The following is a 23696-nucleotide window of genomic DNA, read 5'->3' on the forward strand; positions in this document are numbered from 1 at the left end:
CGAAGCACGCGCTCTTTTCGGTTCACGCGGTGACCACCTGTCTGAGAAGCAGATCGACCGCATCCTTCAGAGAACCAAGGGATGGGCGGCTGGGCTCGTTCTCATGATGCACATCGCGGCCGATTCGCATCGCAAGTTGGGTGTGCATTTGCGGGGCAACGAACCCGTGGTCGTGAACTACCTCCTCGAAGAGGTGGTCGGCGACCTCGACGGTGAGCTCCTCGAGTTTTGCTCGCGACTTCGATTCCGGAAACGTTCACGCATGACCTCGCCGCGCTCGTCGCGGAAGGACGCTGCCGTGCGGATGTGATGCGCGGTCACGCAGACACGGCGGCCGTTTGCCCTGACAACCCCTGACGAGGTGGCTTCCGTCATCACACGTCAGTGGCGGACTGGCCTCGGCCTGCACGTCGCGAATCAGCGAGGCGGCGTCGATGAAGTGCTGTCTCGCACCACGAGAGATACGAGCTGATGCAGGAGCGCCCGGGACAATTGCGGCGGCTTGTCCACGCTCCGGCGTTGGTGGCATCCTGGATGACCGATCGAGCCAAAAGCACTCTGATCCGAGACGATGGGGACGCGCAGACCTGGGAACGGCGACCATTTCCACGGGCTCGGGTGACCGCAATTGCCAGGAGAATCTGGCGGTCGCCGGAACGGGAGTACATCCTCCCTGCCAGACCCGTATTCATCCAGGACATGAGCTACGCCGAGACGGGGAGCCGTGAGGTGTGGCATGAACCTGGTAGGCATCCCACCGAGCGCATGTACTCCGGGGATGTGGGTTTTGGGCCCTCAAGGGCTGTGGGATTCGGTACTGCTGCGTCGACGCGCCGTGATGGTCGTGACGCTGAATATGTGGTCGCCGACCGAGGCGGGGACAGTCTGCGTGAAGTGCTGTCGGCGCAACGCAAGGATACGTCGCAGGCAGAACCCGCATTTTGCCATCATGCGGTGTGTAGTGAATCCCCGGCTAGGAGGACCCCACTGGCAAGAAGGACCAGCTCATCGTCAGCCCAGCAGACTCGACACCCGTCGCAGCTCGTAAGCTAACATTCCCTCACCGCGGATCCCGTCGAGTGCCCCGGATAGGCCACCGTCCTTTGCCCCAGAGTGAGCGGTTGCTGGGTAACTGCGACGTCGTCTGCCACGATGAGTATCGGCAGAGAAGCGGAGATTCATATGTTGAAGAAAAAGGCTGTTTCGGCTGTGGTGTCGGCGGAGGCATTGGCCGCGGTGAGCATCCCGGCGAAGGTCGAGACGCCGCTGGGCGTCTTCGAGTTCTTCGACGGGATGCCGTTGCCGGACACCATCGATCGAGCGTGGGACTCGCTAGATCTCATGCGAGCGGTGGACGTCTTCCTCAACGCGATGCCCGGGGCGTCCATGGTGGCGATGCGCAAAGGGTTCCGCAGCATCGGAGGCGATGCGAACCACAAGCTGATCTACACGGATCCGAAGGCGGACTCGGCGCAGATCGTGCTGACAGCCAACACGGTGACGGCGTACGGCACGAACTTCATCGATCTCAGTGTCGGGCCGGTCGTCGTCGAGGTGCCGCCGAACTCGCTGTCGTTCGTCGATGACATCTGGCAGCGATACGTGAGTGACATGGGCAACGCCGGTGAGGATCGTGGCGTGGGCGGCAAGTACCTCTTCGTGCCGCCCGGCTTCGACGGTGAGGTGCCGGACGGGTACTACGTGCGCCGGTCGTTGACGTTCTCGAACTGGTTGGTGATCCGCGCTCTCGGCGGCGTAGATGACCTCCTCACGACGCGCATCTACTCTCTCGCCGATGCCGCGACCCCGCCGGAGATGGAGTTCATCAACATGGCCGGCGCCAGCTTCATCGGCGTGCACGCCAACGACGGCTCTTTCTACGAAGAGATCGACACGATCGTCCAGGAAGAACCCGTCGGGTGCCTCGACCCGGAGAGGGCTGGACAGATCGCGGCGCTCGGAATCATGAAGGGACGCCCGTTCGCACCCGATGAGCGGATGCGCAGCATCCTGGACGCCGGAGCGCGCATCGGAGGCGGGATCGCCCGCACCATCACCTACAAGCCGCGCGATCCGGCCTTCTACTACTATCCGGACGCGTCATGGACCACAGCGTTCGTGGGCGGCAGCTCAGAGTTCCTCGCCGACGGCGTGCGTCTGCTGGATGCGCGTTCCGTGATGCAGTACATCGGCACCGGAATCACCCCCGCAATGGCTGTCGCACGCGTGGGCATCGGCTCCCAGTATGTGAATGCGTTCGTCGACTCCACCGGCCAATGGCTCGATGGCAGCAAGCATTACACGCTGCGGTTGCCGGCAGAGATCCCGGCGAAGACGTTCTGGTCGATCGACATCTATGATCCGCAGACCCGCTCGCTGCTGCAGACGTCGAACCCGTGGCCCAGCATCAACAGCTTCCATGGCGACGTTCCTGCTGAAGCCGACGGCGGCACCGTCATTCACTTTTCACCCCAGCGCGGCGATGGCCAGGACAACTGGCTGGAGACCGTGCCTGGCAAGGGATGGTTCGTTATCCTCCGCCTCTACGGGCCACTCGAGCCCTGGTTCGACAAGACCTGGCGCCCGGGCGAGATCGAGATGGTCGGCTGATGGGCGGGGCCATCGGAGAGATCCTCCCCCTCGCTCTCGGCATCGCGATCAGCCCGATCCCGATCATCGCCACGATCCTGATGCTGCTGTCGCCGAAAGCGCGAGTTACCAGTGTCGGCTTCCTTCTCGGCTGGATCGTCGGCATCGTCGTCGCGGTCGTCGCATTCACGCTGTTGTCATCGGTCCTCCCGCAGGACGACCCCGACGCGACGAGACCCATCCAGGGGATTGTGCAACTCCTGCTGGGTGCGCTCCTGCTCCTCCTCGCCGTCAAGCAGTGGCGGGGGCGACCTCGCGAGGGCGAGACACCGGCGCTTCCGAAGTGGATGCAGGCGATTGACAAGGTCACCTTCCCCGTCGCGCTCGGCCTGGGCTTCCTCATGTCGGCACTCAACCCGAAGAACCTGATCATGGCGGCGGGTGCGGGCGTGGCAATCGGATCCGCGGCGCTGGAGACCGGGACGACCATTCTGGTGATCGTCGTGTTCACTCTGATCGCAGCCTGCACGGTCGCGGTCCCCGTGATCGGCTACCTGATCGCGGCGGAGAAGCTGCGGAGCCCGCTCGACGGCCTGCGCAGCTGGCTCCAGAGGGAGAACCCCGTGATCATGGCGGTCCTGCTCCTCGTCATCGGAATCTCCATGATCGGCAAGGGCATCGGCAGCTTCTAGCAAGCTCGCAGCTCAGACACGACAATGTGATGGCGGCTGATAGGCACTTAGGGACCCACCCTCAGCGGCAGGTGTATCGAGAACCTCGCCGACGAAGGTGGGTCCCGTCGCTTAAGCTCGCAGAGCGCATCAGTGCCTCGATCTATTCGACGTGAGCATTGGAGATTCGGCTCATCGGGCCGAAACATAGCGGATCGATGGGGGCTGGATGACGCTCACTCACGGATTGGCCAGGCCTTGAGCCTCGCAACCCGAGACGGTCGGAACTCGATGAGGGAGTGTCGGGCAATGCCACGTAAGGCGAACGGGTCTCGGATGATCGCTGCCTCGACCTCGTCGCGTGGTCGATCTGCGGTGATGATGACGCCGCCGACGCGTGGTTCTCTTGGGCCTGAGATGAGGAACAGCCCTCTCGTGTAGTGGACATTGAGCCACTCGTTGTGGGCCTCGAGAGCGGCATCGACGGCATCAGCGGGGGCGAGGTAGTCGAGGGTGATCACATACATGCCTACATCGGAACACGCATCCGGCGGGTGGAGGAAGGTCCAGCATGAGACTACGTGAATAGGGTAGAGGCTATGGACGGGGCTATGGCATACGATCAGGTGTCTGTCCTGCATCTGCGATACTTTCTTGCTGTTCTTGATGAGGGGACAGTGCGTGCCGCGGCGGGACGGATCGGGATCAGCCAGCCCAGTTTGAGTCAACAACTACTTCGGCTTGAACAGCGGCTCGGTGTTCGACTGTTCGAGAGGTCTCCAGCGGGTATGCGACCGACAGAGCGAGGGGAGCAGCTGGGGCAGATCGCGGAACGGATGACGCGTGAGCTGGAAGAGCTGTCGGAGGTCGCTGGCGTGATCCGCCGCATCGGTGTCCCCCGTGGCACTGACGCGGAGGTCCTTGGGATGCTGACGGATCGCTTCGGGGACGCGGTGGAGATCGTGGCACTGGATTCTGGGCGTGCCTTGCATGCCATTGGGCGGGAGGTTGACGCGGCGTTGCTCAGAGGCCCCGTACTTTCCCTCAAACCCGGGGTGGAGCTGAGCGAGGTCCGTGTGGCTCCGCTGGGCGTCCTGCACGGCAGCGGTCATGAATTGGCAGGCCGTGGACTGATCAATTGGGAGGACCTCGACGGACAGACGCTGCTGTGGTTCGACGATCGACGAGCTCCGGACTTCGCACAATGGCTGCTGGAGTGCTGTCGCACGCATGGGTGGACTCCGCAGACTCGGCGACTCGATCCGGCGGGGGCCCAGATCTTTGAGGACGCGCTTCGGCGAAGCCGGGACACTGTGGCACTTACCCCGTGCCCGAGGGTTCTCCCCTGGGGGCTCGCGTGGATTCCGTTGAGCGATCCTCCGCTGGAGCGCTTGTTCCTTGCCGTTCGGAGCGCGATGCTACGCCTGGGGTGATGGGGCCTGACGTACGGCGGTGGTGCGGATTGGCGGTGGCCTGACCCGTTGATTTTGGTGGCATTGGGTGCTTCCAACACGAGTGCCAGGGGGATCGACATGTCCTCGATCCCCCTGGCCAGGGGAGCTCTCAGCGGGGAAGGGGGCGCTCCCAGATGGCAGCAGTGCTTTCCACATTTCCTGCGGTGTAGGGGGCGGTTTCACCTGTGGGGTGGTAGTCGAGCGCCTGCCAGAACGGTTCTGCGATCTCGGCGTTCGTCGCGACGATACTCAGGCGCAGTGTGTCGACGTCCCGCCAGGCGAGAGCTCGCTCCACGACGTGGTCGTGTAAGAGCCTCCCGAGTCCTTTGCCCTGATGCTGACCATGGACGAGGAGGAGGCCTACGTGGGCGACGCCTGGGTGGGGCCAGTTGTGTAGAACGTCACAGAAGGCGAGGAGCGTGTCAGTGGGCTCGTCCCAAGTCCCTAGGCCGAGTTTGTTTGAGCGTGTGAGAAGCGGTGGCAGCGCTTCGAGTATGTTCGAGGCGTCAGTGGGTTGTGGGTCGTTGCCTGTGACGCGACGCGCGTACTCGGGGGTGGCTTCCAGTAGCCTTTGCAGACCGGTAATATCCCCGAGGCTTTCGGGGTGTAGTTCTCTCAAGACAGTCACCCGAAAATGTTCTCACGGGGATCAAGGCGGTGGGGCGTTGCGAACGGGCCTGTGGAGCTGATCGCTCCGTGGCGTTGTTTTGTGATCGTTGTGTGGCGTTCGTCTTCGATGACGAGGCTGCGGGTCGACCTCCATATTCGACTGCGGCAGTGACTTCACGATTCGTACCGGTCATTGGATCTTCTGCATCCCGGCACTGTCACCCGAGAGGTCCAGCTAGGGGATCAGAGACTCGCGGATGCGGGGACGAATGTCGCCATTCCCCCCGCACGTGGCTCACCGTCTCTCGGTCGCGCGTCCTCTGCCCCACACGGCGCTCGCGATGAGCAGAGCGGCTGCACCAGCAACGATTCCGATGATTGCGGCGGGGACGCTTATAGCTTGGATGATGATGATGCCTGCCAGGGCGCTGCCGAGTGATGCTCCGACGTTGTGGCTGGAGTTGACCCAGGTCGTTGCCGAGTTCTGGCGGTGTTCTCCGCCGGCCTGGTGGGCGGCGAAGTAGGCCACGATCATCACCGGTGAGAAGAGCAGGCCAGCTGCGGCACCTCGAAACGCCTGTCGCCTTCGGCAAGCATCTGAAGGGGTGACCGGCCCTGGTCTGACGACGGTTCGAGGAGGTGCTCATCGCGGCGTGTAGAAGGCCGCGATGCTAGGACGATCCCAATTCCGATTGCAGTGCACCGTAGCAGCGACCGTTAGCCCAATCGGCAGCCCATCCCTGGTGATCGCGAGCGGCGTCCCACCAGTAACCATCCCACCTGGAGTCGTCGGCGGAGACGGCGGCACCACACCCGTCTCACGAGCGTACGTAGACGACCGCTCCTGTTTGTGTGCGCCGGACGCAGGAATGTGGGCGTCAGAAGCGGTATTCCAACGCCCCGGCGGCCCTCTGCCATCCCGAGCAACACCGGTGGGAGATGCCATGCGCTGCGAGGCGGAGGCGCCCCCTCCGTCGATCGACGAGCGATCCAGAGTCGTATTACATAGAACGCCCCGTTTGACCCAGATGTGTATTATCTGTCGGCGGTTCCTACCCCGTGGCCATCAGTCCCATCGGAGATGCCTTCCAGCCGGGGAAGACACCGGACATCTGTGACGCTGAGAGGCCCAATCGTGCCGCCACGACTTCACTGAGAAGGTCGCGAAAGTCATTCCGACCGGGCAGATCGCCCCTCTCGAGCATGCCTGCATCGAGGGCCTCCCAAGCCCCGTGGACGCCGCCGCGCACACCACCCCCGATCGCAAGCGCCAAACCCCCGTGCCCGTGATCCGTGCCCCCGGTGCCGTTCTGCTCGACGCGTCGACCGAATTCGCTCATCACGACCATCGTCGTCGAGGCAGCCTTATCGCCGAGACTGTCGAAGAACGCCGCGATCCCGTCACCAAGCGCTGCGAGCATCATCGTCATGTCGCCGGCATCGACGTTACCGACGCCGGTATGCATATCCCAGCCTCCGAGATCGATCGTGGCGACGCGCATCCCCAGGTCGGCGCGGATGATCGACGAGAGCATGGAAAGGTCGTCTCCGAATCCTCCGTCCGGGAACGTCGACTCCGCGCTCGAGGGGGGAATCTGTCCCGCGGCTGCGGCTGCTTCGAGGGCGATGGATGATTGCACCGCATATGGGTGATCGATGCCTGTGTAGAGAAGTTCGAGCGCCCGGCGGGTGCGGTCGAGCGTGTCACCGTCCGCGTCGATCGTGAGACTGTCGAGGTTGCGCACCACGAGAGACTGAGAAGATCCGACCAGCGAACGAGTCAACGGGTTGGTCGCCGACAGGGATCGGAACGTCGTGCCCGCTCCCGACGCCTCTAAGACACGGTCAAGCCATCCGCGGCTGTCGCCATTGCTCACTCCGCCGCGCTCGAGACAGTCCTGAGCCTGAAAGTGGCTCCGCGAGAGCTCAGGGGTCGCGATGTCTGGAACCGCGGCGACCTTCCCCGCCTTGAGCAAAGGGGCCAGACCACCGAGAGCAGGATGAAGCCCGAACCGCTGATCGACAGGGAGCAACTGCGCCCCCCGGATCGCGATGTCTGGTCGCGCGGCAAGCAACACTGGATCCTCGAAAGGGACCAGTACGGACAGCCCATCCATGCCGCCGCGCAAGAACAGGACGACGAGTGCGCCATTCGCCCCTTCCTCGCTCGCAGCCGCGTAACTGACACGGGTGGTCACCATCTGAGCACCCAGCAGCGCGACCCCCATCCCGAGACCACCTTGGAGCAGGCGACGACGGGTGAAGCCTCGCGACCAGCGTTCTCCACGCGACGCGGCCTGTTCGCTCACTACATCTCCGAGCGCGCGAACAGCCGCGTCACCATCGGTCGGGCCGAGACGTCGCCAGTTCGGACGGTCGGGGTGAAGCGAATAGCGATCGTCCATATGGATCTCCTCGAGGCGGTTTCAGAAGTCAGCGAATGAGGTGCGAGGGCGAGTCGAAAGCGAGCGCAGCAACCTCTTCAAGGTGCCGGCTCTCCGGCTCGAGACCGTCGAGGAAGGCGAGCATGCCCTGAATGGTCGATTCGCCGGGTGACGTGGTGAGCAAAGTCTCAGCGATTCGCTGCACCCACTCTTCCTTGCCCTCGTCGGCATCCGGCCGAAGCTCGGCGAGGACGCTTTCCCCCCTAGGGAGACCTGGGTACTTCCCCGACACCAGGGCCCGGTGCATGTTCCACCTGGCGATCATCTGGCCCGACGAGTTCCACGCCGCGGCGACATCGGGGTAGCCGTCTGGTCGATCCCAGCGAAGCGGCTGATGGCCCATAGCGCCGAGGACCCAGCCCAATCCGCCAATGGCGGATGGGGCGACGTCGTCCATAGGAAGGCCGAGAGAGCGAACTGTGCTGGCGACGTCCTCCAGAGGTCGTCGTATCTTTGTCCCCAGCGACGACCAGAACTCGCGGCTCTCGAAGATGGCGACGACGACGGCGAGAATACTCGTGTCGTTGCGCGTATAGACCTCTGCCAAAGCGTCCAGCAATTCGGGCGTCGGATCATCGGAGACGAATCGCACCGCGAGCTTGCTGGCGATCATTCGCGCGGTGGAGGGGTGCCTGGCGAGGTACTCCACATACCGATCGCCGACCTCGAGCCCCGACTGCGCGCCGTGTCGAGATTCAGAGAACCCGAGAACCTCGACCGCATCGGTGCTGTGGTCGTCCGGAACGAAGGCGAAAGCTCCATGCCCGTCGATCGTCCGCCCGGTCAACATGCCCGCGCTCGCGACCACCTCGTCTTCCGAATATCCTGCGCCAGTGCCGACGCTGTGGAGTTCGAGCAGTTCCCGACCGAGATTTTCATTCACCGCACCTCGGCGCGAGCTCGCATTGTCGAAGAATCGCAGCATCGCCGGATGTCTCATCGCGTCACGCAACATGTCGGCGTACCGTCCGTATGCGTGGTGTCGGATCACGTTCTCGACGAAGTCGCCGGCGCTGTCCCAGACTCGCTCGCTCGGAACGGTCACGTGCAGCAAGTTATGAAAGACGTCGGCGACGACCGTGAACACCTGTCGCCTGCTGAACAGGAAGCGTGCGAGATAGAGATCGCGGACCTGGCCCATCGCATCCCAACTGAATTCCGGGATGGATCGACGGGTCGTTGCGATGTCCATGCTCCCCAGCGGAAACCAGCTTCGCGCCTTCGATTCACCCGCATCCTCGAGATTCACTGGATCCAGTTGCACAGACAGCCACCCAGCGAGTCCGAGCTCCTCCATCTCTGCGAGAACCGTCTTTCCCGCACCGATGCCGATGCGGTTGAGGAGGTGCAATCGTGCAGCCCGTGTGTCGGCGACCGGGAGCTGCACGCCGTCAGCCGGGTGCGGGCCCGTTCCATCGACCGGCGCAGACTCGAAAGGAAGATCGACACGAGACGCGGGCGTCCTCGGCCCCGCCTCGACCAGGCTCCGATCGCGATCGAACGGGTGACGCCCGGGTGAGACGGGCGTCGGCGTCGGCGTCGGGGTCGGGGACCCCGACTCTGCTCCCTCGGTGCCATCGAAGGACGCCTTTCTCGACTCGCCTCCCCGAGGCCGCACAGGCCCCGTTCCTGCCGCAGCCTCGGACTCTTCGGGAGGTCTGCTCGCGAGCGCCCACGCCCCGAGAGCCCCCGCGATGCCGGTCGCCCCCCAGGCGAGGAGTGCTCGGCGCCTCGGCCGAGGCTCGTCAGCCTGGTCCTTCACCGCAGGTGACTCATCGACAACCGCAGGTGACTCATCGACGACAGCTGCGGTGAGCTGCTCGCTTGCGAGTCGCGCCTTTCGGGTCGACCGCAGCTCACCGCTCACCGCCTCCTCAGCATCGCCCGCTCGCGTCGGGTCTCGGACGTCACCCGGATGGGCGCCATCAGCCCCAATCTGATCACCGCCGAGTCGGGAACTCATCGTGGATCCGCCGTCCGAGGAGTCTGCGCCCGACCGGCTCGGGGACGGCTGATCGGCACCTGCGTACCGTCCGCCGCGGTCATGAGTTGGTTCGTGAACGTGTCCGTGCCATTGGTCGGGCCACCGGCGATGATCTGCTGCTGCTGCTGCTGCTGCGGGCCGGGCGTGTAGACGATCGTGACGTTCTCTCCGCCCACCAAGCTGCTGGCAGGAGCCCCCACCTTCACCACCCCGTCGATCTGGTAGGTCTCGTTATCGTAGAACCCATCATTCGATGACTCGCGTCCGGTGAGCTCGCAGTTCTGCGTGCAGGCATCAGCCGACGGGGCTGCAGCCACCACGCCACCGAACTTATAGGTGGTTACCGTGCTCTCCGGAACGACGGTGGTAGTCCGCGTCCAGAACTCAAATGCCCCCTGGATCTTCCTCCGATTCGCGGCGATGTCGGCGGTCTCCTCGTCGCACACGATCTGCGTGGAGGTCACGATGCAGTTCCCCATGACCGCTCCGTTCGGGGCATCCAGCGTGAACGTATGCGAGGGCCACTGAAGGCCCGCGGGAAGGTAAACCACGAAGTCGGCGGGGAGAATCGGGTTAGGTCGCGACGAGCTGCGCATCCTTTCCCGACTCCACAGGCATCTCCGTGACCCTGATGGAGCCGCCCGAAGCCGTCGTCGCATTTGGCGGCGGGGGGCGCCGGGACCGTCCACCCCGGAACGAGAGCAGCCATGCTGACCACTGCAGCAAATACACGCGCCAAGCGCCGCCGCACATCCGCTGTCTTCAACATCAGGCTCCAAAAATTGGCTCTCCCAAATCAACCCACGAAGTCCGCGCGTGGGAGATGCATTTCTGCGCCTCCCACCGCAGAAGTCGTCGAAACCCGCCGCCCGGCCGGGCCACCGGATCGCGTTTCAGTGCTCGACGCGTCAACACCCTCGCCGACTATAACGTATTCAGTTTGATTGTTCGCATTGGTGTAACAACCTGTGGGCCCCGCAAATCCGTGAGCTCAGCGGCATACACGGTCGCGGCACGCCCGTACATCGGCAGGGTCTCCGCGAGCTCGAGTAGCGCCACCTGCGCTGCCTCGGCCTCAGTGCACCCCATGCCTCCCTCCGAGCGGCAGATGATCGGCCGGGGCGCTGGTCGCGTGGCTGCGAGGGCTCGTGGCATTCTCATCGACCTACCGTGGGCTCTCCGCTCATATATGCTCGGCGCTTCCTCTCCGAGCACGTTCCGTGAGACGTGCGACTGCCTAGAAGAAATGATGATCGAGCTCACAGATCGGACGCCGGATCGCTTGGCTTCTGGGCTGACCGGAACCGACCTCTACATCCTCGCGAATGCATTCGACGATCACTCGCGCGCATCAGCACGCGACGAACACGAAGCGCCTCACCGGGGGCTGGATCGAGTTGCAAGAATCTGCGGGCAGAGCTGGCTGACCACGGAGTCGGCCGCTCCAGGGGCGGCTTGTCGACCAAGATCCACCAGCTCGTCGATGGCAACGGGCGTCCGCTGGTCACCCTGATCGCCCCGGGCCAGGCCGGCGACTCGCCGGTGTTCCTGCCGCTATGGAGCAGTTGCGTGTCACGCGCTATCAGGGTCGCCCGCGCACCCGGCCAGATGCGGTGCGTGGCGATAAGGCGTACTCGTCACGCGCAATCCGCGCTCACTTCCGCGCCCGCGGGGTCAAGGTCGTCATCCCCGAGCCCGACGTCCAGAAAGGACACCGCAGGCGGCGCGCAGCCCGGGGTAGTCGGCCGGTCAGCCTCGATACCGCCGACTACAAGAACCGGAACGTGATCGAACGCCAGTACTGCCACCTCAAAACAATGGCGAGGCCTCGCCGCCCGCTACGACAAGGACGCCACCGTCTACCGCGCTGCCGTGCTCCTCAACGCCGTCATCACCTGGACGAAAACATTGTCAGACACGTCCTAGGCCGAGTTTGTTCGAGCGCGTGAGAAGCGGTGGCAGCGCTTCGAGTATGTTCGAGGCGTCAGTGGGTTGTGGGTCGTTGCCTGTGACGCGACGCGCGTACTCGGGGGTCTTCCCTGAAGGAGGACCTGTCGTGGGCGTCTCAGGTTGCGGTCGAATCCGGTGTCTGGTTGTGAGGGGTTAAGGTGTGAGGTCTTCCGCCCGCGTTGTCTGGATGATGCGGGGTGTGGTTCCAGTCGCAGGGGAGGAGGATAGGCATGCTGATGCATGTAACGATGGTGGGCATGCAGACGCCGATGATCGACTACCTCCACTTCCTGCTTGATTCCGTCGGTACAGATGCGGGCGCCGTCGCTTCATATATACCCGAGCTTGCGCACGCGGATCCGGACAAGCTTGCGGTCGCAGTAGCGTCGCCCGATGGTGTGGTGTACGTCGCTGGTGATGCGGACGCCGAGTTCACGATCCAGTCGATCTCAAAGCCGTTCGCGTATGCGCTCGCGATTGCCGACCAGGGGCTTGACGTCGTGCTCGAACACATTGATGTCGAGCCGTCTGGCGATGCGTTTAACGAGATCTCTCTGGACCCTGAAACAGGCAGGCCGCGGAACCCGATGATCAATGCGGGTGCGATCGCCTCGCACGCACTTGTTCGCGGTGAGGACGCTGACGCGCGAGTCGGACGCATTCTCGACCTATGCAGCCGGTTGGCAGGCCGTCAACTGTCGATCGCCGAAGACGTCTTCGAATCCGAGCTATCCACCGCTGATCGCAATATGGCGCTGGCGTACATGCTGCGCACGGTCGGCACCCTCCACGGTGAGCCCACAGATATCGTGCGCGGGTATACGCGACAGTGTTCCGTGTCGGTGACTGTGCGTGATCTTGCACGCATGGCGTCGGTGCTGGCAGCGGGTGGGAGGACGCCGGACGGTGACCAGGCGATCGCTCCCGCGATCAACCGGCAGGTGTTGAGTGTCATGGCGACGTGCGGTATGTACGACTCTGCGGGTGATTGGCTGACGTCGGTCGGTATCCCCGCGAAGAGTGGCGTCGCGGGGGGACTCATGGGCGTGCTGCCGGGTCAGGTCGGTATCGCCGTGTTTTCGCCCCGACTCGACCCTCACGGCAACAGCACCCGCGGTGTCCGCATGTTCGAGCGGATGAATCGCGATCTAGGGCTCCATCTCATGGATTCGACGGATTCCACGCGTTCGGTAGCGCGTCGGTGGGAGCGCGAGGGTGTCGCCGTGCATGAAGTGATGGGCGATCTCCACTTCGTCGAGGCGGAGCGGGTCCTGCGCGGTTTCGCGCAGGACCCTGCTGGCGACGCACCGGTAGTCGTGGACCTTGATCGAGTTCATCGCACTAACGACATCGCTCGGCGGATGCTCCTCGAGGGCATCCGCCGCCTCCATCTCGATGGCCATGAGGTGCGGATCGTGGACCCGTGGGGTGTGCTCGGCAGTGCCGAGACGGGCTCGGGTGAGCTCGTGCGTGGAGAGCCGGCCCGCGGCGGCTACGTGCCCACCGCGTTCCCCGACATCGTGAGCGCATTGCGCGGGTGACCCCTTGTGCATGGCATGCTGCCGTGCACCGGGGCGTGGGGGGGGGTCCGTCGTGTGAGGGATCAGGAATCCGTCGCGCGGGGGATGTGCCAGGGCGGGAGGATTCATATATTAGATGTATGCGAGAGAACGCCCTGGACGGCCCCATGCACCAGCCCCGGGCTTCTGCGCCGGGGCTGGTGCATGGGGAGTCACCCCAGCGCTTCCTGCAACTTGGTGTGTCGCCGTACATTTAGGGACACCGCTTGACGGGTGGCGCGCGCTGACAGCTATGTGGACGCGGCTGGGCAGGGTATTCGGGCCGAGTCTGGCTGTGGCCCCGGCCTCGCGTTAATCCGCGAGGGTTGAGCTGTGCTCCCAGTCGGGGCCGAGGTGTAGTGCGCGCGGTACCCCGCGCACTACACTCCACCGTTGGCGGGCGGGCCCAATATACCGGTCTCCTCTTATTTGCATGCGAATGGATGTGTTTAGATGTCCGGGTGTCGTGCCCGAGGGGAGCCGGGGGGATGAGGGTTCCCGTGAGACGCCCCCGCGCACCGAGCGGCTGCACCAGCCGCTCGATACGCGGGTTCAGGTTTTCCTTCTAGTAGAAAGCAATCGACTGATGAGACGTGTGTCATTTGTGGGAGCTGCGGCCGTTGTTGCCGTAGCTGGGGTAGTACTACCTTTTTCAGGTGCGGTGGCAGCGGAGGAAGGATGCGGTTACGGCGAGGGCGGGCCCTACGCGGAGACGATTTGCTGGATTGATATGTCCAGCTATGACGAGGTCGCTGCGATATCACCGGACGGGCAGCAGCTGACGCTGAACGTGGGCGGCTACGTGGTGAGTGCGACAATTCGTCATGTACCTGGTTTCAATGGGACTAAAGACGTCACCGCGACTGTGACGCCGACCTATGAGGGTGCCGTCTTTGGAAATGATGCGTACACGCAAGTACCTGGTGCGGTGGCGCTGTATCAACTCCAGAACGAGGTCCAGGGGGACACGGGGTCGATTCAGCTCACCGACATCTCGGTGGTGACTCCGACAGGCGTGCCAGTCACGTCGGGGTATTCGTTCATCATGGCCGACGCGGAGTCAACCAACAATCATGAGGTCATCTCGTTCGCCTCGGATGTCCCGGTCGATGTTCTTGCCCGGATTGAGCCGGAAGGGAAGCTGCCGGCGTGTGGGGGGGGGCTGACGGGCGTGGGGACCACGACGGTGACATGCGTGGGAGATCCGGACGATGAGTCGGCGGTGGGGCTGTCGATTCCCGCAGGCGCCTTGGTTACGGTCGCTGATTCTCCGTCGCAGGTGGCGATTGGGCTGAACAACGGCACATCCTCCTCTCGGCAGGGTGTGGCATTCGGTGTGATGTTCGCGAAGTCGCAGGTGACGAAGTTGGTGGAAAGTCGGTATCTTCCAACAGATCAATTTGTCGTGTCCACGCGGCTGGGGTCTACGTCGATCGATACGGTGACTACCCAGGGAACCGAGACAACGGTGACTGCGGGGCCGCAGACGCTGCTGACAAGTACGGCAGGTTCGAGCATCACGTTTACGGAATCCGCCGCTCCCGGGTCTACGACGGATATGTCGCATTACACTCCGGCATGGTCCTGCGAACGCAACGGTGCGTCTGTGCCGGCCGACCAACTGGCAACGAGTGGTGATGGTGCTTCGGTGACGACATCCATCTTCGTGGGCGACAGCATCGCATGCGTCGTTACCAACACGGCCCGGTTTGGCGCGATCGCTTGGGAAAAGGTCGATCCCCAGGGCGCCACGCTCGCAGGGTCGGCGTGGGCACTCGTCGGTCCGAACGAAACCGTCGCAGTGACCGACAACGGAGCGGCCGATATGGATCCGGCGGACGGTCGACTTCGGGTGGGCGGTCTGCTGTGGGGCGAGTACGTGTTGACGGAGACCACTGCCCCCGCCGGCTACACGCGGGATGAGACCGACCGGACGGTTGTAATCGACGAAGCTAATCTTGATGTGAGTGTCGGACAAATCGTCAACACGCCCATCGTTACGCCTGTCGACCCAGAAGTGCCTGTCGATCCAGAAGTGCCCGTCGACCCAGAAGCGCCAAGCAGCCCGCCGTCGGTCGGCCAGACCGCACTCGCGGCGACAGGCACCGATCCCATAGCCCTTGCCTTTGTAGCCATTGGCAGCATCAGTGTCATCCTCGTGGGGGCAGCGCTCCTGTTGCGCCGACGAGTCCAATAGCGCGCTGGGGCGCCGTGCAGCCCGCGACCAGCGGGGCTGCTACTACGTCGGTCCCGTTGCGAGGCGCGGCTTCGCAACGGGACCGTACGGTCCTTCGATGTGGTGAAGAAGCATCGAATCTGGCCCAGGCCTGTTCGGGCCACCGGCCAGGGTGGTGAGGCACCGGCCGGACGGCGAGAAGGTGGAATCACGATCGGAGCGGCAGTATATGAGAGACTCTTGGAACGACCGCGTCGACTCTTCCTGGGATCCAGAGCAAACACTCGAGGCGATGCATCAGTTGGTGGCGGAACGGCTACCGGGCGACCCCGAAGCCCTCTACGAGTGGGCATCTGTCCATGACTTCTTGGGCCGTGAAGCTGAAGTGATTCCCTTGTGCCGGGTGGCGCTGGGTGCGGGAGTAGGAGGGGACAAGGAGTCCCAGGGTGTCGTGCAACTGACAAGTCCGCTAAGAAATGTTGGGCAGGCGGCCGTGGCCATCGCTCTCCCTGGCGGTCGCCCCGATGACCCATCCACGGGTTCCGCCGGGCAGGCGTTCCTCGCCCTGGCACTTTATGACGAAGGACGCCACGATGAGGCACTCAGCGTGGCGCTACTTGCGCTGGCCCCAACCTTGTCGCTCGATTGCGTCGTATGCCGGTGAGCTTGCCCGGGCCGCTGGCAACCGTTGAGACCATCCGTGGCAAGGCCTTGCTGTGATCCGCCCGTCAATGGGTAGTGCGGGCCTGGCGACAATCTCACCACGATGGATCGCGGCAGGACGAGTGAGCCGAACACGAGGGCGAGGCTGACGCCGAGGACCGTCTCGAGCGATCGCGCCAACAGCGATTTCTCCTCACCCTGCAGCAACAGAGCGAGTGTGATGGAAGTCGTGAAGCCCGGCGCGATGTACCAGGGGCTCAGTTTGATCGCGCTCTCAAGACGCCGAGCGAGTGGCCCTCAATTCGGATGGATCGACCGGCCGACGTCTATGTCGGCCCTACTGCTCCTGAGAGTCTCGCCTCGAACTGGATCCCGGCCGGCGGGAAGGGCTTCTGGCTCATGTTCCGCTTCTGCGGCCCGCAGCTCCCGCTGTTGAAAGGACCTGGCCCGCCGATGACGCAGAACACCCTGACCGGCCCACGTGCCGTGGGCGTATAGTGAGGGCTGCGAATGGCGATGGTGCCGCTTCGTTACTAACCGGGGAGACGGGCATGAAGTTCTCAAAGGCGAGTGGGATTCTGCTAATTGCGACAGTGGCCGGCGTCGCGGGCGTCTTGACGCCCGCGCTGGGCGCCGCCGCTGCTGAAGAGGGTTGTGGTTATGGGGCTGGCGGGCCGCATGCGGATACGATCTGCTGGATCGACATGTCTTCGTATGATGAGCAAGCGGCGACTTCACCCGCGGGCCAGCAGCTCTCGCTGGATGTCGGCGGCTACCTTGTTTCGGCGACGATTCGGCACGTCGAAGGCGCAGATGGGACGAAGAGCCTTCAGGCGACACCGACTCCTACATACTCGGGCGCCGTCTTCGGTAACGATGCCTATCTGAACGTCCCTGGGGCTGTCGCGTTGTATCAGCTGCAGAATGGTGTTCAAGGGGACACCGGGTCAGTTGAACTCTCTGACATCTCGGTGACCGCACCGTCGGGAGCATCCGTGACTTCGGGATTCTCGTTCATCATGGCGGACGCGGAATCGACGAACAACAACGAGATCATTTCCTTCACTTCGGATTCTCCGGTGGAGATCCTCTCCCTCATCGAGCCGGCGGGAAAGCTCCCCGCATGTGGTGGTGGTCTCACCGGTGCTGGATCCACAACGGTCGTTTGCACGGGAGACCCTGACGATATCTCGGAGAATGGACCTTCCACCCCGGCGGGCGCGATCTTGACCTCCGCAGAGTCGCCGACACGAGTGTCGATCGGCCTCAACAATGGCACCGATTCGTCGCGACAGGGCATCGCTTTTGGTGTCATGTTCGCGAATGCTGAAGTGAGCAAGATCGTCGCGAGCCGCTATCTGCCGGGTGACCAGTTCGTTGTAACGGCGCAAGCAGGCGCGACAGTACTCGCATCGGCAGCCACTTCGGGTGCCGACACCGACGTGTCGACGGGATCAGCGACACTTCTCGCCAGCACCGCGGGGTCGACAGCTACCTTCTCGGAAGCAGCGGCGTCAGGCGGTTCCTCTGATCTGTCTCACTACGACGCCACGTGGTCGTGCACGCGAAACGGGGCAACGATCCCCTTGGGGCAACTCACCGTGGCCGCTGACGGTAAGGCGGTATCAACGGCGATCACGGTTGGCGATAGCGTCGTGTGTGCGGTCACGAACACCGCGAGATTCGGAACCCTGTCATGGGCGAAGACCGACACCGTGGGCGGCAGTCTCGCTGGCTCTGGATGGAGTCTCGATGGCCCGTCTGGCATCATCGCGGTGCAGGACAACGGGACTGCGGACGCGGACCCTGCTGTCGGCTCTCTTCGTGTCGGCGGGTTGCTTTGGGGTGACTATGCGCTGGTCGAGACCGTCGCTCCATCGGGGTATGTCCTCGACTCCGCGGTGCGAACGGTCACCATATCTGGTGCTGGGCTGAACGCAGACCTAGGCGCTTTCGTTAACGTCGTCAGCCCCCGTCCGCCGGTGACATCGGCCCCATCGGAGTCCTTGGCTACCCCGGGACGGCTAGCAGCGACGGGGGGCTCGGACAGTATCTTCCCCCTTGCCGTTCTCGGCGGGCTTGCGGCTTTCGTGGGCAGCGCGCTTGTGGCTCGCCGCCGTACGCGTACGGCGCGGGTTGGATGACATTGGGCTAATGGGCCGGCCTCGACGAGGCTATCCCCCTTGCGGGGGATGCGCCGGTAGAGGGCTGGCGGAAATACTTGAATCGGCCTCGACCACCCCACCTCCCCGGTCGTGTTGGTCCGAGTGAAGGCGCTCGTCATCGCAGAGGCTGCGGGGCGTAGTGCACATGCGTGCACTACGCCCCGTCTTGCACCGGAAACAGAAGGTCGAAGCCTGGCTGAGCGCCTCAATCCTCAACTCGTTCACCGGCAGCGAGCCGACATGAGCAAGGCGTTCGGCGGTGACCACCAGGGGTACACGGATGACGCCGCCCTCGCACAAGACCCAGTTGCCACGTCCGCGGTCCCGCACCGGTCAACCCGTACATCTCATTTGTCGCTGTTGCGAGGCTCACTTTGAGTCCTTTGAGTCCTTTGAGTCGCCCTCAACCTGGACGCCGCATCTCGTGGGATGCCTGCCTGCGTGCGCAGCGTCCTTGGAGTGGTCGCATAGGCCTGGCTGATGGCTCGACGGAGGCTTGTTGTGGAGGGGAATCCGGCGTGTTGCGCTACCTGATCGATGCTGAGGTGGGCGTACCGGGGGTCGATGAGGAATGAGTGAGCACGGCGTGCCCGTTGGTGACGGATTTCACCGGCGATGGTGTTCCCCGATTCGGTGAAGACAAGCTGCAGCTGACGCAGCGAGAATTGGACCTGCCGAGCGACGCGAGAGGGCGTTAGTGTGGGATCGCCACACTGGTGGGCAATGACGGATATCGCGCTGTTCCGCAGCGCCGCATGGGCTGCGCTCTGGGGAACCTGTTCTCCGATCCGGTCTGTTAGTAGCGCTCCGCACATGTCCAGCAGTAGCTGCTCGAGGGCGCACTGCTCGACAACCGATGCCTGGAGGTCGGAGTTCAACAGCACATCTGCGAATCGTTGCACCGAAGCGTCGAGCACTTTACGGTTGGCGAAGGCGATCGCCTTCTGGGGCAGAGGGGACGCGCCCGGATCAATTGCGGAGCGAGGGATAAGTATGGCGGTGATCTGCCAGGGCCCGTGCCAGTGGACGTCGCGGACTAGCCCGTGCGGTGCGATGACAAGCCGCAATGAATCTCTCGCCCAGGGGCCGTGTGGAGGTCGGGACCAGATCGTTCGTGCCGTGATGAAGGCGAAAAGCGCATGTTCAGGGTACATCGAGGTCGTATCGATATGGAGTTCTGTTGATGGACCGCTGATGCTGAGCAGCAGGACATCTCGAGCTCGGCACGCACGAGATCGGAGCACGGGGTCGCCATAAACGGGGCGTATACCGTACGCGCGGAGGTCGCTACTGCCTATCGATTGCATGAACGAATGATTCACCAGACGTCCTCCTTTGGGAGCAGCATAGGTCGATGTCGCGTTCTCGCCCATCCTGACGGTGCCGGCAGGAGAGCGATGACGAGTGATTCGAACTCGCCGAGTCTCATCCAGAACCCGTTGACGGTGTGGTGCTCAGCGGCGGACAGCACCGATCATGATGAGATGCATGAGAAGGACGCAACCAGTGTTCTCATGCCGGCAACGCTCGCATCTTCACAACCCGTCGCTGTCAGAAGATGGACGCGACGAGACAGAAGGCCGACCCGTCCTCAGAGGGGGTCGGGCCTTGCCTGGAAACAGCTAAGGGGTCTTTGAGGTTCCATATGCCGGGCCCTTGAAGCTCGGATCCTCACACAACGGGTCCTGTCGGACCTGATCGTGCGCGATTTGAATACGGCACATCCGGAGGGATACGCAGGTGCCCGCAGGTGCTCTCGTCTGTCGTCCTCCCACTTGCGGCGTCGCTCGCGTGCGGAAGCTGGGGAGTGCCCGAGGCCGCTTCGGCCTGGTCTGGGCGCATGATCAGGGCTCTGTCGTGATGGAGCTTCGTTGGGGCGCGAGGGGCCCGAGTGTCAATAATATTGGTTCCTTCAAGCCGGATGGTGTTGCGGTGGATTAGGGGGAGCAGGTGGGGCGAGCCAGCAAGAAGGGCAAGAAGCAGAGACGGGTTGTCTCGACGAAGACGGACGGGCGGGCGTATCGCGCCGGAATCCTTATCGTTCACGGGGTGGGGAACCAACGGGTGGGGGCTACGGCGAGGTTCGCCGCGACGCGTGCGGCGCGGGCGCTCGTCGATGTGGGGGAGGAAGCGAGAGAAGTGCCGCTTCCTGCGTTGGCTGGCACCCCTCGGGCGCATCAGCTGACGATGCCGGGACTTCGCCCGGTGCTCATCGCGGAAAGCCATTGGGCATCTATCATTCGTGAGAGGCGGAAGAACGGGTCGCGTGATGTTCTTGCCCGCTGCTGGATGGTTGTGTCTGTTCTCCCGTTTCTCCTCGCAGCTGTGGTGTCTCCGCGTGCCCATGAGAAGCATGTACCCGACACGCGACTTGCGTGGTGGAACTTCGGCTGGGTTCGAGAGCTGGGCCCGGCGTTGTGGCGGACCGTGACTGTGATCGGGATTGCGTTGCTGGTCGGGGTTAGCCTGAGCCTGTTACCGCTGTGGGCGTTGCTGTCAGTCCTCGCCTTGACTCCTGCTGTGCTGTGGGTGACTCTGCGGTGGAGATGGGATGTCATCGAGCACATTCGAGTGGTGAGCATTCAATCCGACGCGAGGACAGCGGTGGAGGAGCGACTGGTCCGCGATATTGAGTATGTTTCGGAGCGTTGCGATGAAGTATGGATCGTTGGTCATTCGCAAGGTGGGTATCTCGCCCATCGAGTTCTCGCCGAGAGAGGGCGCGGGCGATGGTTGAATGTGAAGAAGTTCACGGGGCTTGCATCTGGTCTGCGTCCGATACGACTCATCTCGATGGTGCGGGAGCACCGGTGGGGGTGGAGCGGCTGGCTGATGCTCACCGGCGTCGCGATGATGATGGCCGCAATGGTTTGGGGGTACGAGCCCGGCGGTTTCGCTAACACCGCCGGCAGCCGCCTGCTCTCTCAGACGATGCTGCTTGGTCTGGCTCAACCGTTGGCGACGCTAGGAGAGAGCGAAGTGCCCACGCTCATCTTCGGCAACGCCTTACCAACCCAATGGGGGATGTTTCCGTTGCTCGGCGCTGGGATTACACTGCTCGCCGCCGGAGCATGGACGGGCAGAAGGCACAGACGATCGATGTCAATGATCCCTTCGATACCATCCCGTGTCATCTGGGAGGAGCTCACCTCCCCAAATGACATCGTCGGCAGCATGCCTATACCCGAGATCCCCTCGACAGTGTTGCGCCGCACAATCCCTAGCCTTCGGCAGCCTGTCGGTGATCACTTGATGGGTTCGTATCTATCCCGTCGCTCCACCTTTCGTCTGGAAGTGGCTCGATGGATTGCTCGCCCAGCGGTGCGGTCAGCCAAGTTCGCCAGTTTGGATGCCGTCACCGACGACCTTGCGCACCTGTCCGAACGTTCCTACCGTCTACGCTTGACGGTTCAGATGGTGTTCATCTTCCTATTGATCCTCGTCCCCGTTGCCACGATTGGGCGGTCGTTGCTTGCGGCATCTGCGGCATTCATCTATATTGCGGTCGGCGTCGCTATGAGCATTGCGATTCTGGCAGGAATCTGGTGGTACGCAGGTGCAACTTGGCGGATATCGCGCTACCTGAGAGCAGTTCGAGAGGCGGAGGAGTACCTGCCTTCACGGTGGAGCACTCGCCCCGCATGGGTAACCGCGCTCACCGGCACTGTCGCGCTGCTCACCGTACTCGGTTCGCTCAGCACCCTCGCCTATGCCGACCTCGTCGCGGCTGTCCGACTCGTCGGCGTCGCGGCTGCCATGGAAGGCAGCGCCGGGGCGTTGATGGCAGCGGCGATTCCAACGACTGCGGCATTGTGTCTGGCAGTCGCCGGGCTCAGGATGGTTCGCGGGTTCCTCATCCTCGGCGGGCTATTTGTGGGGCGGTCGATTCTGGAGCTCGGCGAAGGAGGGGAGGAATGGCTTGCGCTAGGAGCACCGGGTATCTGGATGCCGCTACTAGCCGGCCTTGGCCTGTTGGTCGCCCTGATCGGCAACGTGCGGACCTCCAGAACCGCGACCGGTGGAGAGTGACATTGCGTGCCACGCATTGTTGCGAGTGCTGGGGGTCCGTCGGACGAGGGACCGAAGTCGACCGTAGAGTCCGTCGCAGGGGGGAGGTGTCTGGGAATTGCGCGTTTTAGCGTGAGCACTATGAACACCATGGACCTTGCGTCGGTGATCTTCGGTGCCTCCCTGGTTGCCGGAGTGTGGGGCCTCCTCGCGCCGTGTGTGCGTGCGTGGCTAGCCCGTACGGATGACGACATTACGACGCTGTGGCGGGGGCCCTAGAGCTTACGAGTGTGGAGGCTGGCCGGTGTTTCGATTTTCCCCTCGGGGCCCGGCCTGGCTTCGGCTTCGCGGTTTCCCCCGTGAAGGTTCGAGCTTGCTCACCAAGCCGAGGCCCGGGGTGTAGTGCGTTCCGGCGCGCTACACCCCGCTATCTGACCAGAGAGCGTGTGGTGGACATCAAGACAGGGATGATCTCGAATACCGCAAGTGGGAGTCTGAACTGCCGTCCCTTATCCGCGATTGAGAGGGCCCGCACATGGGGGCGACCAAGCGCTCTTCGACCACGCCGTCGCTCCCCTGCGCCGCCGGTGGCCTGAAGCGCCAGCGGTGGCTGCCTCGGTGTATCTCGAGGACGTTTCCTCATTCACAGGGTGTCGTTTGACAACTTCAATGCGGTGATAAGCCTCTGTGCGGAGACGGGACCCATCTGTGAGGCTTGCTCGTTGGGGAAGCGTGTGGTGGCGTTGATTTGTGTGAGCGGACGATCAAGCGACGGCGACTCCTTTGTCCTTGCGCCGTGCGGGGTTTGTCAGGAACGACTCGCCTTGTGGGGGCCCGACGCCGAGGTGGGTGTCGGCGACGGGGGCAGCACAGTCGGGTGATCAAGCCAGCCACTAGGAGAGCTGAACCCCCTCGCCCGTATCCAGGGAGGCGCTCCAGAGTGGAGCATTGTAGACATGGAGAGACACGGATGAAAGAACAGTCGCAGATAAACCGATCTGGACACATCCGCCTAGACGCGGAGCGACTAAGCCGGATGCTAGAGCTCACATTTACCCAGCACGCAGGTCGCCCTTGTCATATCATCGAGCGCGCGCTACGGCAACAATGGGCCCGTACCAGCGTCTACACACGCCCAATTTATGCTCGCGAAATCGCCGCGATCGCTCAAGCGATCCACAACCATCGACGGGTCTGGGTCGATCGCAACGGAACCGTACTAGCTGCACCTGCACAGGATGAATCTCCACAGCCAGCCATCTCACCCGCCACGTTGCCGACGTCGGTCGGCGCCGGCGGAGTGACGGGTACTGATGGGCCTCTCGGAGACGACTCTTGATACCCGTGATTCACCCCCATATCACACGCGTGGTCTCACACCCGTAGCGATCCGTTAACCACGATCGTGGGTAAACTCGCGCGGC

17 protein-coding genes and 1 pseudogene are annotated in these 23696 nt (G+C 63.3%); 11 read left to right on the forward strand and 7 right to left on the reverse strand.

Going from position 1 to position 23696, the window contains the following annotated elements; all coding sequences use genetic code 11:
• From CQ040_RS15715 to CQ040_RS15725, 3 genes are all read left to right on the forward strand, one after another.
• The coding region (locus CQ040_RS15715; RefSeq protein WP_219844737.1) for a hypothetical protein at positions 1 to 310 on the forward strand (310 nt) is incomplete at its 5' end.
• Positions 311 to 1182: 872 nt separating this feature from the next.
• A complete protein-coding gene (locus CQ040_RS15720) occupies positions 1183 to 2610 on the forward strand; it encodes a DUF1254 domain-containing protein (RefSeq protein WP_219844738.1) in 1428 nt (475 codons plus the stop codon).
• Entirely contained in the window at positions 2610 to 3281 is a 672-nt protein-coding gene (locus CQ040_RS15725) for a GAP family protein (RefSeq protein WP_105527802.1), read from the forward strand. Before CQ040_RS15720 ends, CQ040_RS15725 begins: the two co-directional genes overlap by 1 nt.
• A 215-nt stretch (positions 3282 to 3496) precedes the next feature.
• Here CQ040_RS15725 and CQ040_RS15730 read toward each other — a convergent pair whose 3' ends face one another.
• Positions 3497 to 3787, reverse strand: coding sequence for a YciI family protein (locus CQ040_RS15730; protein WP_105527803.1), 291 nt, complete (start codon positions 3785 to 3787; stop codon positions 3497 to 3499).
• Between the two features lie 84 nt (positions 3788 to 3871).
• Between CQ040_RS15730 and CQ040_RS15735 the strand changes: the two genes are divergently transcribed.
• Positions 3872 to 4693 (forward strand): LysR family transcriptional regulator, encoded by an 822-nt coding sequence (locus CQ040_RS15735; protein WP_181157099.1) that lies wholly within the window; start codon positions 3872 to 3874, stop codon positions 4691 to 4693.
• 130 nt (positions 4694 to 4823) lie between these two features.
• On the opposite strand, the gene CQ040_RS15740 is transcribed toward CQ040_RS15735, so the two are convergent.
• From CQ040_RS15740 to CQ040_RS15750, 3 genes are all read right to left on the reverse strand, one after another.
• Positions 4824 to 5342, reverse strand: coding sequence for a GNAT family N-acetyltransferase (locus tag CQ040_RS15740; protein WP_105527805.1), 519 nt, complete (start codon positions 5340 to 5342; stop codon positions 4824 to 4826).
• A 276-nt stretch (positions 5343 to 5618) separates the two neighbouring features.
• Positions 5619 to 5858, reverse strand: coding sequence for a hypothetical protein (locus tag CQ040_RS15745; RefSeq protein ID WP_105527806.1), 240 nt, complete (start codon positions 5856 to 5858; stop codon positions 5619 to 5621).
• Positions 5859 to 6375: 517 nt separating this feature from the next.
• A complete protein-coding gene (locus tag CQ040_RS15750) occupies positions 6376 to 7440 on the reverse strand; it encodes a DUF1501 domain-containing protein (RefSeq protein ID WP_258131514.1) in 1065 nt (354 codons plus the stop codon).
• On the opposite strand from CQ040_RS15750, the gene CQ040_RS21060 reads away from it, so the two are divergent.
• A complete protein-coding gene (locus tag CQ040_RS21060) occupies positions 7324 to 7767 on the forward strand; it encodes a hypothetical protein (protein WP_258131516.1) in 444 nt (147 codons plus the stop codon). The genes CQ040_RS15750 and CQ040_RS21060 overlap by 117 nt on opposite strands.
• On the opposite strand, the gene CQ040_RS15755 is transcribed toward CQ040_RS21060, so the two are convergent.
• Both CQ040_RS15755 and CQ040_RS15760 read right to left on the reverse strand, forming a co-directional pair.
• Positions 7757 to 9730, reverse strand: coding sequence for a DUF1800 domain-containing protein (locus CQ040_RS15755; RefSeq protein WP_105527808.1), 1974 nt, complete (start codon positions 9728 to 9730; stop codon positions 7757 to 7759). The two genes, CQ040_RS21060 and CQ040_RS15755, sit on opposite strands and share 11 nt — an antisense overlap.
• Positions 9727 to 10215 carry a hypothetical protein gene (locus CQ040_RS15760; protein ID WP_146113922.1) on the reverse strand — a complete coding sequence of 163 codons (489 nt, stop codon included), beginning with the start codon at positions 10213 to 10215 and terminating at the stop codon, positions 9727 to 9729. Before CQ040_RS15760 ends, CQ040_RS15755 begins: the two co-directional genes overlap by 4 nt.
• An 852-nt stretch (positions 10216 to 11067) precedes the next feature.
• Between CQ040_RS15760 and CQ040_RS15765 the strand changes: the two are divergent.
• The 5 genes and pseudogenes from CQ040_RS15765 to CQ040_RS20500 form a co-directional block, all read left to right on the forward strand.
• A pseudogene (locus CQ040_RS15765) lies at positions 11068 to 11677 on the forward strand (IS5 family transposase); the annotation flags it as partial.
• A 254-nt stretch (positions 11678 to 11931) separates the two neighbouring features.
• Entirely contained in the window at positions 11932 to 13242 is a 1311-nt protein-coding gene (locus CQ040_RS15770) for a glutaminase (protein WP_258131503.1), read from the forward strand.
• Between the two features lie 679 nt (positions 13243 to 13921).
• A complete protein-coding gene (locus CQ040_RS15775) occupies positions 13922 to 15457 on the forward strand; it encodes a SpaA isopeptide-forming pilin-related protein (RefSeq protein WP_146114738.1) in 1536 nt (511 codons plus the stop codon).
• A gap of 271 nt (positions 15458 to 15728) precedes the next feature.
• A complete protein-coding gene (locus tag CQ040_RS21245; protein ID WP_181157102.1) occupies positions 15729 to 16100 on the forward strand; it encodes a tetratricopeptide repeat protein in 372 nt (123 codons plus the stop codon).
• 550 nt (positions 16101 to 16650) lie between these two features.
• A complete protein-coding gene (locus CQ040_RS20500) occupies positions 16651 to 18243 on the forward strand; it encodes a SpaA isopeptide-forming pilin-related protein (protein WP_146113923.1) in 1593 nt (530 codons plus the stop codon).
• A gap of 368 nt (positions 18244 to 18611) precedes the next feature.
• On the opposite strand, the gene CQ040_RS21250 is transcribed toward CQ040_RS20500, so the two are convergent.
• A complete protein-coding gene (locus CQ040_RS21250; RefSeq protein ID WP_105527813.1) occupies positions 18612 to 19637 on the reverse strand; it encodes a helix-turn-helix domain-containing protein in 1026 nt (341 codons plus the stop codon).
• Positions 19638 to 20838: 1201 nt separating this feature from the next.
• Here CQ040_RS21250 and CQ040_RS15795 point away from each other — a divergent pair.
• A complete protein-coding gene (locus CQ040_RS15795) occupies positions 20839 to 22293 on the forward strand; it encodes a hypothetical protein (protein ID WP_146115304.1) in 1455 nt (484 codons plus the stop codon).
• The last annotated feature ends 1403 nt before the right edge of the window (positions 22294 to 23696 follow it).

The sequence above is a fragment of the Microbacterium sp. MYb54 genome, from assembly GCF_002979515.1.
Taxonomy (GTDB): Bacteria; Actinomycetota; Actinomycetes; order Actinomycetales; family Microbacteriaceae; genus Microbacterium.